Consider the following 13,736-nt stretch of genomic DNA (forward strand, 5'->3'; position numbering starts at 1 on the left):
CATCATTTAATTGGATTCCAATGCCAAAGCGGCACACCAGGCCTCGCCACGCGAGCCCTGGGACAAAATTTTCAGCGAACGCCCGCTGTCTTGCGGGCTAATGGTAATGGTCAGGTCAGGCTTTGGCAAAAAGCCTGCACCTTTATCGGGCCATTCGATCAGGCACAGGGCATCGTCTTCGAAGTAGTCACGGATGCCGAGAAACTCCAGTTCTTCCGGATCGACCAGGCGATACAGGTCAAAGTGGAAGGCACGAGTGTCACCGATCTCGTAGGGTTCGACCAAGGTGAAGGTCGGACTTTTTACCGCGCCGACATGCCCCAGCCCGCGAATGATGCCGCGCGACAGGGTGGTTTTGCCCATGCCCAGGTTGCCTTCGAGAAAAATCAGGCCATGGCCCTGCGTCACACGGGCGATCCGTGCGCCAAAGTCGCTCATTGCCTGTTCATCGGCCAGGTACAGGGTTACTTCAGACACGGTGCTTGCTCCTCCAACAACTGACGAATGGCTGGAATCAGATCACTGGCCGCCAGCCCACGGCCGAATTTGCCTTGTTGCAAGCCAGCATTGGCGTGCAGCCACACGGCGAGGCTTGCGGCAGCGAAAGCCTCCATGCCCTGCGCCAGCAGTGCGCCGATCAAACCGGCCAGCACATCGCCGAGGCCGCCGGTGGCCATCGCCGGATGGCCTTGATGACACAGCGAAAGGCGCCCGTCGGGATGCGCGATCAGGCTGCCTGCGCCTTTGAGCACGACCACAGCTGAATATTTTTTGCTCAACGCCAGCGCTGCCGCCGGGCGATCCGCCTGCACCTCGGCGGTGCCGATACCCAACAACCGCGCCGCTTCGCCCGGATGCGGGGTAATCACGCAATCCTTGGGTAATTGAACGAAGCCGCTGGCCAGCAGGTTCAACGCATCGGCGTCCCACACCTGCGGCAAGGATGCGTTGGCTGCGGCGGACAATAACGCGCGGCCCCAACTGGCCTGCCCCAGCCCCGGACCGACAACCAGCGTCGAGACTTTTTCCAGCAAACCCATCAACTGATTGGCCGACGAGGTGCCGAGGGCCATGGCTTCCGGCACCCGGGTCAGCGCAGCCGGGACATGTTCGGGACGCGTTGCCAGCGACACCATGCCCGCGCCGCTGCGCAGGGCCATTTGCGTACTGAGCAAAATGGCTCCGCCAAAGCCGTGATCGCCGCCGATCAGCAGCACATGACCAAAGCGGCCCTTGTGTGCCGTCGGTGCGCGCGGCGCTGGTCGCGAAAGATTAGCCGGGTTGAGGCGTCGGGCGCGGACAGCAATGTCAGCATAAATGTCGGCGCTGGCCTGCAGATCATTGAACACCAGCTCACCGATGTGATCGGCGGCGTCGCCAGTGAACAGGCCGACCTTCAGCCCAATAAACGTCACCGTGAGATCGGCACGCACCGCGACACCCAAGGTTCGCCCGGTGTCGGCGCAAAGCCCGGAAGGGATATCGACCGCCGCAACAGGCAGGCAGCTGGCATTGATCGCGTTGATCGCAGCCGCATAAGGCTCGCGTACCTCGCCGCTCAAGCCTGTGCCAAGCAATGCATCGACGAGCACACCACGCAGCTCGCTGTCATCAGTCCAGTGCTGCATTGCAACGCCTGCGGCCAGTGCCTCTGCATGGGCAAGCGCCGCATCCCCTTGCAAGCGCTGCGGATCACCCACTGCCAGCACACGCACAGCCCAACCAGCGCGCAACGCCAGTGCGGCGATCAGGTAACCGTCGCCAGCATTGTTGCCATGCCCGGCCAGCACGGTCAGTTCGTTCGCGTCCGGCCATTGCCGCACCAGCGCGCGCCAGGTCGCCCGGGCCGCACGCTGCATCAATTCAAAGCCCGGCGTGCCGGCGGCAATCAGCCGCGCGTCGAGTTCACGCACCTGGGCGGCGCCGTACAGTGCGTCGGGTAATTCATCTTTCGTCTGCGGCATGCGTCTTCGGGCTCCGATGTCTGGCAGAATTATACGCACCTCAGCTCCGGTTTCTCTCGCCTCATGTCCGCCATCACCACAGACCTGCCCGCTCTCGCCCAATCGATCAAGGAGTGGGGCCGCGAGCTGGGCTTTCAGCAAGTCGGCATCAGCGGCCTGAACCTCGCCGAGCATGAGCAGCACCTCGAGCGCTGGCTCGCGGCCGGCTACCACGGCGAAATGGACTACATGGGCGCCCATGGCAGCAAACGCTCGCATCCCGAGGAACTGGTGCCGGGCACGTTGCGCGTGGTCTCGCTGCGCATGGACTACCTGCCGGGTGACACGAAAATGGCGCAAATGCTGGCGCAACCGGAAAAAGCTTACGTGTCGCGTTATGCCTTGGGCCGCGATTACCACAAATTGATCCGTAAACGTGTGCAGCAATTGGCCGACAAAATTCAGGCCGAAATCGGCCCGTTCGGTTTTCGTGCTTTCGTCGACAGCGCGCCGGTGCTGGAAAAAGCCATCGCCGAACAGGCCGGGCTGGGCTGGATTGGCAAGAACACCCTGGTGTTGAATCGCAAGGCTGGCAGCTACTTCTTCCTGAGCGAATTGTTCGTCGATCTGCCGTTGCCGGTGGATGAACCGCACAGCACCGAGCACTGTGGCCGTTGCACTGCGTGCCTGGATATCTGCCCGACCAACGCCTTCGTCGGCCCGTACGTGCTGGACGCACGGCGCTGCATTTCCTATCTGACCATCGAACTGAAAACCGCAATTCCCGAAGAGTTGCGGCCGTTGATTGGCAATCGCGTGTTCGGCTGTGATGACTGCCAGATCGTCTGTCCGTGGAACCGATTCGCCAAGCCCTCAGGTGAAAGCGATTTCAAGCCACGGCACAACCTCGACAATGCCGAACTGGCGGAGTTGTTTTTGTGGGATGAAGAGAAGTTTTTGAGCAGCACTGAAGGTTCGCCGTTGCGGCGTGCCGGGTATGAGCGCTGGTTGCGCAATCTGGCGGTGGGGCTGGGCAACGCGCCTTCAACGATCCCCGTGCTGGAAGCGTTGAAGGCGCGACGGGATTATCCGTCAGAGTTGGTTAGAGAGCATGTAGAGTGGGCGCTGGAACAGCACTCCAGACCTCCTCACCCATAAAAGGGCAAGCAAAGTATCAGCGTGCTCATATACGCGTTGTAACCATATTTTTGGCCGATCTCATTATTGCGTTGGTCTCCCCGTCGGACCAATGGCCACCGGCCTGCAGGACTTTGCAAACTCTCTCTTTACTGTCCTCCAGAAGATAAATACGCTCTCCACGTCCTTTCGAGGCCGCAAAAAAAACATGCGTTACTTTTCTTCCATCGCCGGCTGCGCCGAATTCCTCGTAATACATCCTGGACTTCCTGGCTGCCAGGAGAGGGGACATATCACTTTCCACGAGCCCGAAGAATTCGTCGGCCATCGTCTTATGAGTGGCATAGAGGTAGTCTTCTGAATCGGGCCGGATCAATTGCCAAGGTCTATCAGCCGCCTCCTCCACGGGAGCATCGGCTTTCTTGGCCGCAGCCCTGGCGCCTTTTCCACCCTTCTTTAGATGTTGCCCCGCTTTGCCTGCCCCCTTGCCACTGAGCCCTTTGCTAAAGGCGGAAGCCATCTTCCTGCCAGCATTCACCGCAGCTTTTGCACCCGCCGCCAAACCTGCACCGAGCGAAGCCAGCCCAAGACCGAAACTGATCCAGCCCAGTATCTCGCCTGCTTGAGAACCCGGTGACAGCTCATTGACCACCTCGCTGGCAATACCCGCCAGGCCTGAAGCAACCGCCAGCCCCAACGCCGCCACTGCCAACGGCGTCGCCGCGCCCATCGTCACCACGCTCGCAACGATCCCTAGAATACTCGCCCCGATGCCCAATATTGATTGCCAGGAAATATGCCCGGTAGGGTCGACACGATTGACAGGGTCGCCCAGGCAATAACTGTAGGCATTCAATCCGCCCGCGCCGAACGGACTCATGCTGTCGGGGGCGAGAAAACGCATCAGTGTCGGACTATAGGCCCGGTAACCGTTACCCAGCAGATACAAACCGGTCACCGGATCCAACTGCTCGCCATTGAACCCCGCCAGACTGAACAACCCCCCCTCGGCAGGGCGATGGCCGTAAGGGCTGTAGGCGCAATCGGTGAGCTGTTCCTTGCCCAGCGTCGCCAGCACGCTTTGCTGCTGATCGGTGCCAAAAAGCTGCGCGCCGGCGTTCAAACCGAGTTGCTGTTGCCCTACAAGCGCGCCACCGTGACGCACAACACTGGATGAATTTTCACCACTTACCTCATTGGCGACCCGGCCTGCATAGTAGTAACGCTGCGTAGTTACCTCGTCAGGTTGCGACAGTTCAACCAGATCGTCGAAACCGTCGTAATGGTAGCCACGAATGACTGATTCCCCTGCGCCGGACAGTTGCTCAAGACGTCCGAACGCGTCATAGGCCAGAGTTCGCGCCTGATCGTCCTTGATCATCCTGCCGTTAACGTCGTACTCCAGCGTCACTGCCGGCGGATAGTCGACATGGGAATGTTCGACTGCGCTGAGCTGTACCGGATCTGGATTGTCATAACTGAAGGTCGTCAGGTTTAGGCCCAGCGGGAACTTGGTCTGCACCGTGAGAATGTTATCCAGCGCATCGAAGGTGAACTTCTGCTGAACAATTTCCTTGCCATACGGATCGCGGGGCTTTTGGGTACCGGCACAGTCATACTGGATCAAACGCCCGCGCACATCGTAGGTGAACTTTTCATCACGCAATAGTTGCGTGCCGCGCCTGGACACCTTCTGCGCCAGTTTGCCTGCAAGCGTGTAAGTCGATTCCAGCGTCTGGTCAGGCTGCCCTTGAATCTCGAATGTACGGCGGGTTTCACGACCGATATCGTCATAGGCAAACCGGGTGATCATCTGACGCTTGATCGATGTGTCTTCGGTTTTCGTCCAGCCCAGCATCCCGGTCTGGATGTCGTAGTGGAATTCGGTTTTCAACGAACCCTGCGTGGTGGTCAGCAGGCGGCCGTGCGCGTCGTACGCGGATGTGCTTTCGGCTCCGAGTACATCGACATGGGTGACTGGTCGCCCCTGCAGGGACCAGGTACTGGACGTTGCTTTTGTGATAGTGCCGAAGGTCGTCGTTTCGGATTTCAGGCGTCCGGAAGGGTAATAGCTAAAACTGCGTTGCCTGCCGCTTTCGGTACAGCTCAAGGGATTGCCACTGACGGGGTCATAAGTCAGGGTCGTGACCAGTTCTCCTGCCTTGCGCTCCGTCAGCAAACCGCCCAGATCACGCAGATAGGTGAATTCGGTTTTTTTGCCATCAGCAGTCTTGTACCACTGAGGCTGAGTGAAGCCCGCTTCGTAACCCGCCTCGGACTTTCGCCCGCCCACGGTACTCTGGATCAAACGACTCAAACCGTCATACGTTTGCTGCCCCAACGTTTTGTCATCGACCTTGATGCCGATCGCCAACTGTTCGTCACTGTGCTCGGCGTAGTCAGTGACCACCTCGCTGGCATCAGGCAGGACAGTGCGGATTATCCGGTCAAAAACGTCGTACTCATATCGAGTGGTATTGCCGACAGGATCTGTCTCGCTGGTTGTGCGTCCGAATCCGTCGTAGGTGAAAACGGTTTTGCCGAGACTCTTGTTCTTCCGATTGAAGCTCTCGACACTGAGCGGTTTACCGAAGTCATTAACGAGGGTGATGGTCTTGCCCATCCCCTGCAGCCAACTGGTTTGTTGGCGAAGTACCGGATCCGCTTCGCTGCGTTCAATTCGCCCATCGGCATGCAGCGTCTTGCTGACCTGACCCCAGGAGTCGAACTCGTAGCGGGTGCTGGCAGGGTAAGGCTTGCCGTCACGCCAATCGGTCAGCGTCACTTTTACTTTGCGTCCGACCGAATCATGCTGAGCCAGATACAGCATGCGACTCTGGATAAGCCCGTCCTTGTCTGGATGGTCGCAGTCCTTTTCCCGAATGGTGATCACTCGCTCCAGACCGTCATAGGTCACTCGCTGTTCGCCGCCGGCGGGATCGGTGATCACCACCGTGGCAGGCTGCTCCAGGCTGGCGGCCAGATAGGCGCATTGCGTAGTGGCCTCATAGGGCGTGCCGGGCGCAACCGTTTTGCGCACTACCCGGCCGATCGCATCGTACTCATGCTCGATGTGCTCGCCATCGACACCGACTTCCGACACTTGCACCCCGGTTAGCGTCGAGAGCACCTTTTCACTGATCTGCAGTGCATCGTCAAACCCGCGCGTGCTGGATTTGACCCGCAATCTGTCGCCCTCAAGCTCATAGGAGAATGCGGTGGAGGTTTTTTTATCATTGAGGGTAAAACTTTGTTCTTTCGTGGCCCCGTGCTTGAGGGGGTCCTTTGGCGAGTTCAGATAACTGCGTTCGGTTTTCGAACGCAAAAGCTCGACACCTTCCACAACTTCAAAAAAACGCTCCCCGACCGGTAACACGCAGGCCAGTTCCGCGCCTTCCAGCGCGGGATGCAGGGCATAGTCGTAGTACGTGACTGTCGCAGCATCACCCGACGCGGCAGCGGTGACCGTCCTCTTTTTAGGGAATCTGGAAAAACCCAGCGGATCTTCCGGGCAATCATCGCCACCACTTGCCGGATAAAATTCTGTCGTGGTCGTCATTCCACTTGGCTCGACGTGCTTGAGCAAATTGCCTTCTTGATCAAACTCGGTGACGGTGGTTTCCACACGCTGTTGTTGGGTGAGCCGATCAAGGTGAGTCACTGTATGGACTTTCGGCATGCGGAACTGAGCCACCTGCTCATTGAAAGGCTTGGTGACCGAGCAGTGATACTCGGTAGCGGTGGCGATCTGGGCGTCGCCACAGGTTGTGACTTCAGCCACCAACAGATGGAATTTGTTGTAGGTGCGTTTAATGCGCGTATGTACTTTTCCTTTTACCACCAACTGCTCGTCCGAGGAGTAGACGTAGTGACCGGGGGCCAGATAGAGCGGATCCAGGTCATTACCCTTGACCGGGAGAAGGCCCTGACCAAGGAAGTTATGGTCGGAGTACGTGTATGTCTTGCAAAGTCTGGGTTGGCCGCGCCCGGGGTAAGCATCGTGAGCAATGACAAACGGCAGGGTCTTTTCCCCATCACTTACGAAACGGTGACCTTGTCGCTTGTAGCGAATGATTTCCACGCCGCGCAATGGATTGACCACACGATGCAAATAGCTGGCTTCATCGATGACTTCATATTCCAGCTCCCAACCTTTACCGACCGGAAGCTCGATTGACGTTACCCGAGCGTTCCTCAAAATCAATTTGTAGGCGGAACTGGAAGAAGTATCGGGGTGCCGGGTCAATGTTACCTGACCTGCATTGCGGGTAATTTTCAGCAAGCATCGCTTGGCGTCACGGACTTCGCTCAACCTGGGAAACTGGTTGAACAACTCATGCTTAAACGCGATGCTCACACCGTTTGCCGCGATAATTTTTTCCGCTACGGCGACTTGAGTGCCAGCGAGGACTTTGAGCAGTTCGCGCCGACCATCCTTGTATCGAACTTCATAGCGTCCTGGTCCGGTCACCAGCACCTTTGCCGTTTGCAGTTTCATTTCCTTGAACTTCAAACCGCCAGGCGTCTCGACAGCTTGGTAACGCTCGCCGCTGGACAGTGTCATGACTTTGCTGCGCAAGTCGTAATTCGTCAGGGTTAAAGACCAGCCAATGCCGAAACCGATATCTGCCTGATTGAGCGGATTAAAGCCCAGTGAGAGTGCAAACTCAGGACCATTTAAATCCGACGAATGCAACTTTCCCAACGAAAAGGAACACGTATACATACCCGTACGCGGATCGACGCCTCCGGAAACAAACTCACCAAAATTGAAAGCGTTTGATTGAACAGCGGAAGATGAATTATTTTCCATAGAAAAATCTCCGTTATTTCAGATATAGATATTGGCAGGTCACGGTGCTCAGCGAATAATCGCTGACCACACGCCTGAAATCAGGGAAACTGCTTTGTTGACCGCTTCGATTCACCTAGAATGAAAGTCCGCTGTTCTATATCACCATCAATAGCAAGCCAGTGCTCCGAACCGAACTCATCAATAACTGCAAGTTCAAACGCACCGTCGCTGCCCGGCTTTTCCTCTGTCTGAAGCGTAGTGCGCTGCACAAGGGTCAACACCCCCGGAACATCGTTAATCGGAAAAGTGATATAACCGAGAGGAGTCTTGACCGAGGCCGAACGCCCATAGATCGGCGCCAGATAACCATAAAAACTTCTGCCGCCGCCACTGTTGTGATTTATCGTACCTGACGAGTACACCATTACCGCATCTTCAGCATCATACGGATTAAGCGCTATGGCATTACTGTACCAATCAAGCAAGTTGATCTGACGACCATCAGCGTGAAGTCCGAGATGAAAATATTGAATTCGCTCCTCGTACACCCTTTCGCTGTACGTGCCGTACTTATGAAGAGAAAAACTGCTCTGGGTATATTTTTTCGGCGGAATCGCCTCCAGCGTAACACTGCTGTCGTAACCGATTCCGTTGCTTCGCAATACCACGCCGTCCATGGAGATCTCGGCGGCCACCTCCATGATTCCAGGTCTGGAAGCCGAAACCCAGTACTGAAAAATCTGTACCGGATCAGAGGGGTCGCTTATCCGGTGGTCCGTGCTACGCGGAACTTCTGTCAGGCGCGTTTCCCCACCCGACATTTCGTGAGCATAACGATTCTCTTGCAGCGATACACTCCAGTCTCCCTCCAGCGGCCGCGCGCCGTTATAGGCAATCAATCGCAGTGATTGCAAGCCGGGATGACCGTACAGCGACGCGCCGTCGCCATTGTTATCGACGCCGTGCAGAAGCACCAATACACGCACCTGCATACGACCGTTTGCATAAAGCACTTTGTGCTGGCCTGAACGTGCGGAATCAAGTTTTACCTCGATACGGGAAATACCAATTTGTTCATCAAACATTTAACACCACCTTGCTGACTGATAGATTTCATCCTTTAGAGGACTCAGCAAAGTATTGAGGCTCGATTTAAATAAGAACAGCCGCGACATTCGACAAATTGTGAAGAGACAATAACTCAACACCACCACAAACAACTTTTACAAAAACTTATAGATCCAAAAACCGCAAACCTTACGATACAGACTTCAGGAATGCCATTCCTGCCCCTTTGACTCCGGCTCCCGATGAACACTCTCCCCTGCTGAATTCAAACGTGCCGAATCAGAAGGGGAGCCGCCAGGCAGTTTATTCCTGTCGGGGTATGTTATGAAAACAAGATCCGGTTACTTTCACAAATATTCAGTCGTCGTCCGAGCCAGTCGAAAATCCGCTTTCAGAAGACTCACTATCGGAGTCAGATTCCAAAACAACATCCTCCGACTGGATTTTCACCTTGCGATCCAGACTGGCATTTTCCAAATACTGATGAATTCGTTGCCTCGAAACGTCACTCAGCGGGTTACCCAACAAACCAACGAACAGATTCTGGGTATCCGGAATATCGAACAACTCATTTCCAATATCGGAAATATTATTATTATGCAGCGCCATGACGCCCAACTTCCTGAGCTTATCTATGCCTGCAGGAACGCTGGAAAGATTTGCGTTGCTTAGCATCAATCCGGTCAGACCTGCCATGTGGCCTACATACGGAGCAACCGTCAGAGGGTTATTTGCCAGGTTCAATCGGCCCAGCGTTTCGATTCTGGACAATCCTTCAGCTGTGCTCTCGGACAGTTTTAGTGAACACCCGTCCAGCGTAAGTTCGCGTAACTGGCGCATCTGAAATATGCCTGACGGAAACTCCTCTACTTTTATGCCAACGACCCCTAAATATTGGAGATTGGGAAAGCTGTCAAGAAACGCGCCCAACCGTGCGCCCGGTTCATTTGCGGTCAATAGCAGCTCTGTTACATATTCAAAACGGACGAACAGTTTTGGTAACTCACCCGGAAAGTCGACATAGTGAGAAAAACAATCGTCTCCGTCGTCCCACTTCGAAACCGACTTGCGCTGCCAGATATCCTGCAGCCTTGCGCTGAACTGCTCGCGAGCCTGGCGTTGTCCGGCGGCTGCCGGCGCGCCTTCTGGTCCCGACGTTTGCGCATGAGGTGATGCCCCATTGGCATTCCATATCGCCAATTCATGACGCAATGTCGCAAATTCTTTTTCCAGGCGGGTCAATACGCCCGCAGGATCACTTTTCAAACGTTCTGCGACAAACGAACTCACCTCCTCATCCGAAAGCTGCGGATAAAGATCGCGTACACGATCCTCGAAGGACCTCGGTGATTCAGGGTCGCCACCGCCTCGCAACTGTCCCGCTTGCTTGTGCTGCGCAGTGGCACGAGTGACATCGCTCGGCAACGGTCCGAGCCCCAGCCATTCGCTCACAGCCTGGCGTGATGGCAACGGCTGTGCACGGATCAATCGCCGCAGCGCCGGAGCGTCACTGATGCCCAGCAGTTGACGCTGCTGAGGGAGCAACAGCCCCCAGACTACTGAGTACAAATCCTTCACCTGAAAAGGTAACCGTTCTCCGCTGTGCTGGGTGACATAGCCTTCCTGTCGACGGATCAGTACATGACGAGTCGCTGATCGGGCATCGCCGATAGCACTCAAAACGTCGCCATCCACGCGTTGCCTGATCTCGACACGAACCGTCGAGGGCCAGGCAGCAAGACGCCCGATCATCTGCAACGCCAGCCGGTCACTGTCCAGGCTCGATACCGAGTCCAGATAAATGCCTTCGCACGCTCTCGCCAGCCGCACATCTCGCAACGCCATCAGTGCCTGTTCTGCTACTGATCGCGGCAGGCCCGGTTGGTTGTGCATATGCAAACGCTCGGCAGCACTGGTATCGCGCCAGATCGCCTGAGCGGCGGTTTTCGGCAGTTCCGGAAAAAAACGGCGCATGCGCAAGGTAACTTCATCACAATCGGCCTCAAAAGCATCTTCAATGGATTTGAAGCGCGTCAAGCGCTCATCGGCTGTTCGCGCTATTGCCTGAATTTGCTGGTCAAGCTCGAATCGTCTGACGGAGTCCTCCAGCAAAAATGGCGCAGGAAGCTTGCGAGTGAGCACATCACGTAACACGGGTACGTCAACTCCAGTGACTGCGAGCACGCGTGCAACGGTAATGTCTGAAAATTGCGTGACGGAACCTCCTGCACGGCGAAACAGCTCTGCGATTTGCGCGACTGAGGAATTCGGCAAGATGACGTCGCCACTTTCCAGCGCAAGCCAATATCGCCCCTCGCTGTCGCGCGTCATCAATGGACCGGAAGGCTTCAGCTCTCGCGCCTGTTTAGCCCGAAACAGACCGGTCTCGGCGTCCACCACCACTTGCACAATAATGTCATCGGTAACAGCAACATATTGGCGCTGTTTCAGTGACAGGATGCCCTGCGCATCGGCCTCGCCGAGGTATTCAGGTGCAGGTAGACCGTAATTTACCAGCGAAGACTTCGTGGTCAGCATCAAGCCCTCGCTCATGACCGGATCCATAGGGATCATGACAGGGTTTGCAGGCCGCACCGTGACCCTGTCTGGCCTCGGTGAGGGTGGCAATGGCACCGAATGATGCGGTATTGGAAGCGGTGAAGGCGCAGAAGCCGCCGGAGGTCTCTGCAGCCCGCCCACAATCGGGTCAGGCGTTTTGATGGGGAGGGAAACAGGTTTGATCTTTGGCGGTTTTCCAGCCATGAGTGCTCATCCTTGAGGTGGTGTTGCGTTGGCTCCGCAAGACACAGGTGCCAACGCCAGATATAAGTAAAGCACTGTTGATGCAATACCCGGTCTTTCAACATCACAGCTTACCGACAGCTGGAGCAAACAAGGATATATACATCTGTTGCATCCGCCGACACTGCATCAGTAAGGTCGGGGATCAGCCTCGTTCCAGATATAAATTACGCTCGTAGAAGTTAACTCGAATCGCGAGCTTATGCTCAGTACCGTATTCATCAATGGCAACAAAGTGAAGGGTGCCTCCAAATTTGCTTCGACCCACAGATGTGATCGAATATTCGGAAAGGGCCTGCATGACGGTCAGCTCACCATCATGATCATTGACCCTGACTTGATAATTCTCGTCATTCCAGGACGGGGCATCAGGAAGAAAGGCATACGCAAAAGGATCGCCTTTCGCCGGCAAGGATACGAATAAGGATTTCGTTTCGGGGCTAACCAGAAAGACCTTCATATAATTGGTTTTTGCTTCGTTGAGCTTATTCCCCCCTGCAAACAGATGATCGGCACCTTTTTCGACTCCACCTACTGTCCAATCGACCAGTTTGATCTGCTGCCCATGCGGATAGAGTCCCAGATAATAGTTGAAGATACGATTGCCATAGTGCTCATTGCCGCGACGGGTCTGGTACCAGCGGAATTGTTCAACGGCATAGGTCACAGGCGTTTTCGCTTCAAGGGTGACGCTGCTGTCATGAACGCTGGAAAGCGTGGTGCCGTTGCTAAGAACCTTTACCCCATTGAGGAGCAAACGGGCGCCGACCTGGGTGGTTCCGGCGACTGCCGAGGACACCCAGAACGTGCGGACCTGCGGATGTAAGCTGTCCTCTTCTGCCCCCTCGTCGTCAACATTTGCACTATTGAACGAGCCTTGCGTTTCAAGGGTGTAACGCCCTTGTTCGGTACTGGCCGTCCAACCGTCGCGCAAGGTCTTTCCGGTGCTGTAATGAATCAGTTCGATACTTTCCATTACATCGGTCGGGACGTGTACTGCGTTGCCGTTGGCGTCCACCCCGGAAACCAGCACCTGCACCTTGACCTGCATTCGGCCATTACCGAACAGCGTTTTGTTGTGACTGCTATCAGCGGCATCAAACTTGACCCTGAATCTGGAAATAGCCTCGAGCACAAGAGGGATATTATGCTGGTCGCTTGCAGTTTCGATACTTTCACTCATGACGAAAACCCTTTGAAGAAATATATTAATGGCTGACATCGCAGATGCGATGCAGAGAAATACATCACTTTAAAAAAGTCGGCAAAATGAAAAATGTAAGAAACATACCCTTGCAATGTTGTCGAGCGACAGAGTCATACCTGAAGATAAAAAATCTCAGTGTTCATCGTTATAAACGAACTTGGGCATTTCCCAATGAAAACGTATTGCCAGCAGACGTAACAAGAACCCGCCGAACAGCGTAATCAGGATGGCTTGTTCGCCAGGGACATTTAGATAAAGACACAGCATGTAGCACCATGCTGCAGCAAACGATACGCTCGCATAAAGTTCGCGCCGAAAAATCAACGGAATGTCGTTGCAGAAAATATCGCGAAGAATGCCACCGAATACCCCGGTGATCACCCCGCTGACCGATGCCACCAGCATGCCGTGGCCCATTTCCAGCGCGGTCATGCAGCCGATCAGGGTGAACGCCACCAGACCGACTGCGTCGAGCACCAGAAACAATGAGCGCAGGTGGCGCATCCAGCGCGCGGTGAACACGGTGAACATTGCCGCAACCGAGGTCAACACCAGGTATTCCGGGTGTTTGACCCATGTCAGCGGGTAATGCCCCAACAGCACATCACGAACCGAACCGCCACCCAACGCTGTGATGCAGGCAATCAGCACCACACCAAACCAATCCATGCCGCGACGACCGGCAGATAAAGCCCCGGTCATGGCTTCAGCGGTAATGGCAATCAGATAGAGCATCAGCAACATGGCGGCGATCCCGGCAGAGAGGCGCGCAGTCTAGCCACTT

At 55.5% G+C, this 13,736-nt stretch carries 8 protein-coding genes; 1 reads left to right on the forward strand and 7 read right to left on the reverse strand.

What is annotated here, in order from left to right; all coding sequences use genetic code 11:
* Positions 1 to 6: 6 nt before the first annotated feature.
* Together tsaE and J3P93_RS24900 are read right to left on the reverse strand one after the other, a co-directional pair.
* Positions 7 to 477, reverse strand: a complete 471-nt coding sequence (gene tsaE, locus J3P93_RS24895) for a tRNA (adenosine(37)-N6)-threonylcarbamoyltransferase complex ATPase subunit type 1 TsaE (RefSeq protein WP_203420504.1) — start codon at positions 475 to 477, stop codon at positions 7 to 9.
* Positions 465 to 1,964, reverse strand: coding sequence for an NAD(P)H-hydrate dehydratase (locus J3P93_RS24900; protein WP_434592947.1), 1,500 nt, complete (start codon positions 1,962 to 1,964; stop codon positions 465 to 467). Before J3P93_RS24900 ends, tsaE begins: the two co-directional genes overlap by 13 nt.
* Positions 1,965 to 2,027: 63 nt before the next feature.
* Here J3P93_RS24900 and queG point away from each other — a divergent pair, with 63 nt between their 5' ends.
* Positions 2,028 to 3,101 carry a tRNA epoxyqueuosine(34) reductase QueG gene (queG, locus tag J3P93_RS24905; RefSeq protein ID WP_434592949.1) on the forward strand — a complete coding sequence of 358 codons (1,074 nt, stop codon included), beginning with the start codon at positions 2,028 to 2,030 and terminating at the stop codon, positions 3,099 to 3,101.
* Between the two features lie 25 nt (positions 3,102 to 3,126).
* Here the strand turns inward: queG and J3P93_RS24910 are convergent, their stop codons facing one another.
* From J3P93_RS24910 to J3P93_RS24930, 5 genes are all read right to left on the reverse strand, one after another.
* Entirely contained in the window at positions 3,127 to 7,893 is a 4,767-nt protein-coding gene (locus J3P93_RS24910) for an RHS repeat domain-containing protein (protein WP_434592951.1), read from the reverse strand.
* Between the two features lie 80 nt (positions 7,894 to 7,973).
* Positions 7,974 to 8,960, reverse strand: coding sequence for a hypothetical protein (locus tag J3P93_RS24915; protein ID WP_434592954.1), 987 nt, complete (start codon positions 8,958 to 8,960; stop codon positions 7,974 to 7,976).
* 340 nt (positions 8,961 to 9,300) lie between these two features.
* On the reverse strand, positions 9,301 to 11,496 hold the full coding sequence (locus tag J3P93_RS24920; protein WP_434592956.1) for a hypothetical protein: 2,196 nt from the start codon (positions 11,494 to 11,496) through the stop codon (positions 9,301 to 9,303).
* Between the two features lie 394 nt (positions 11,497 to 11,890).
* On the reverse strand, positions 11,891 to 12,928 hold the full coding sequence (locus tag J3P93_RS24925; protein WP_434592959.1) for a hypothetical protein: 1,038 nt from the start codon (positions 12,926 to 12,928) through the stop codon (positions 11,891 to 11,893).
* Positions 12,929 to 13,084: 156 nt separating this feature from the next.
* Complete coding sequence (locus J3P93_RS24930; protein WP_039756834.1) at positions 13,085 to 13,696, reverse strand: trimeric intracellular cation channel family protein; 612 nt, start codon at positions 13,694 to 13,696, stop codon at positions 13,085 to 13,087.
* Positions 13,697 to 13,736: the final 40 nt, after the last annotated feature.

Source organism: Pseudomonas sp. R3-57 (assembly GCF_051132065.1).
Taxonomy (GTDB): Bacteria; Pseudomonadota; Gammaproteobacteria; order Pseudomonadales; family Pseudomonadaceae; genus Aquipseudomonas.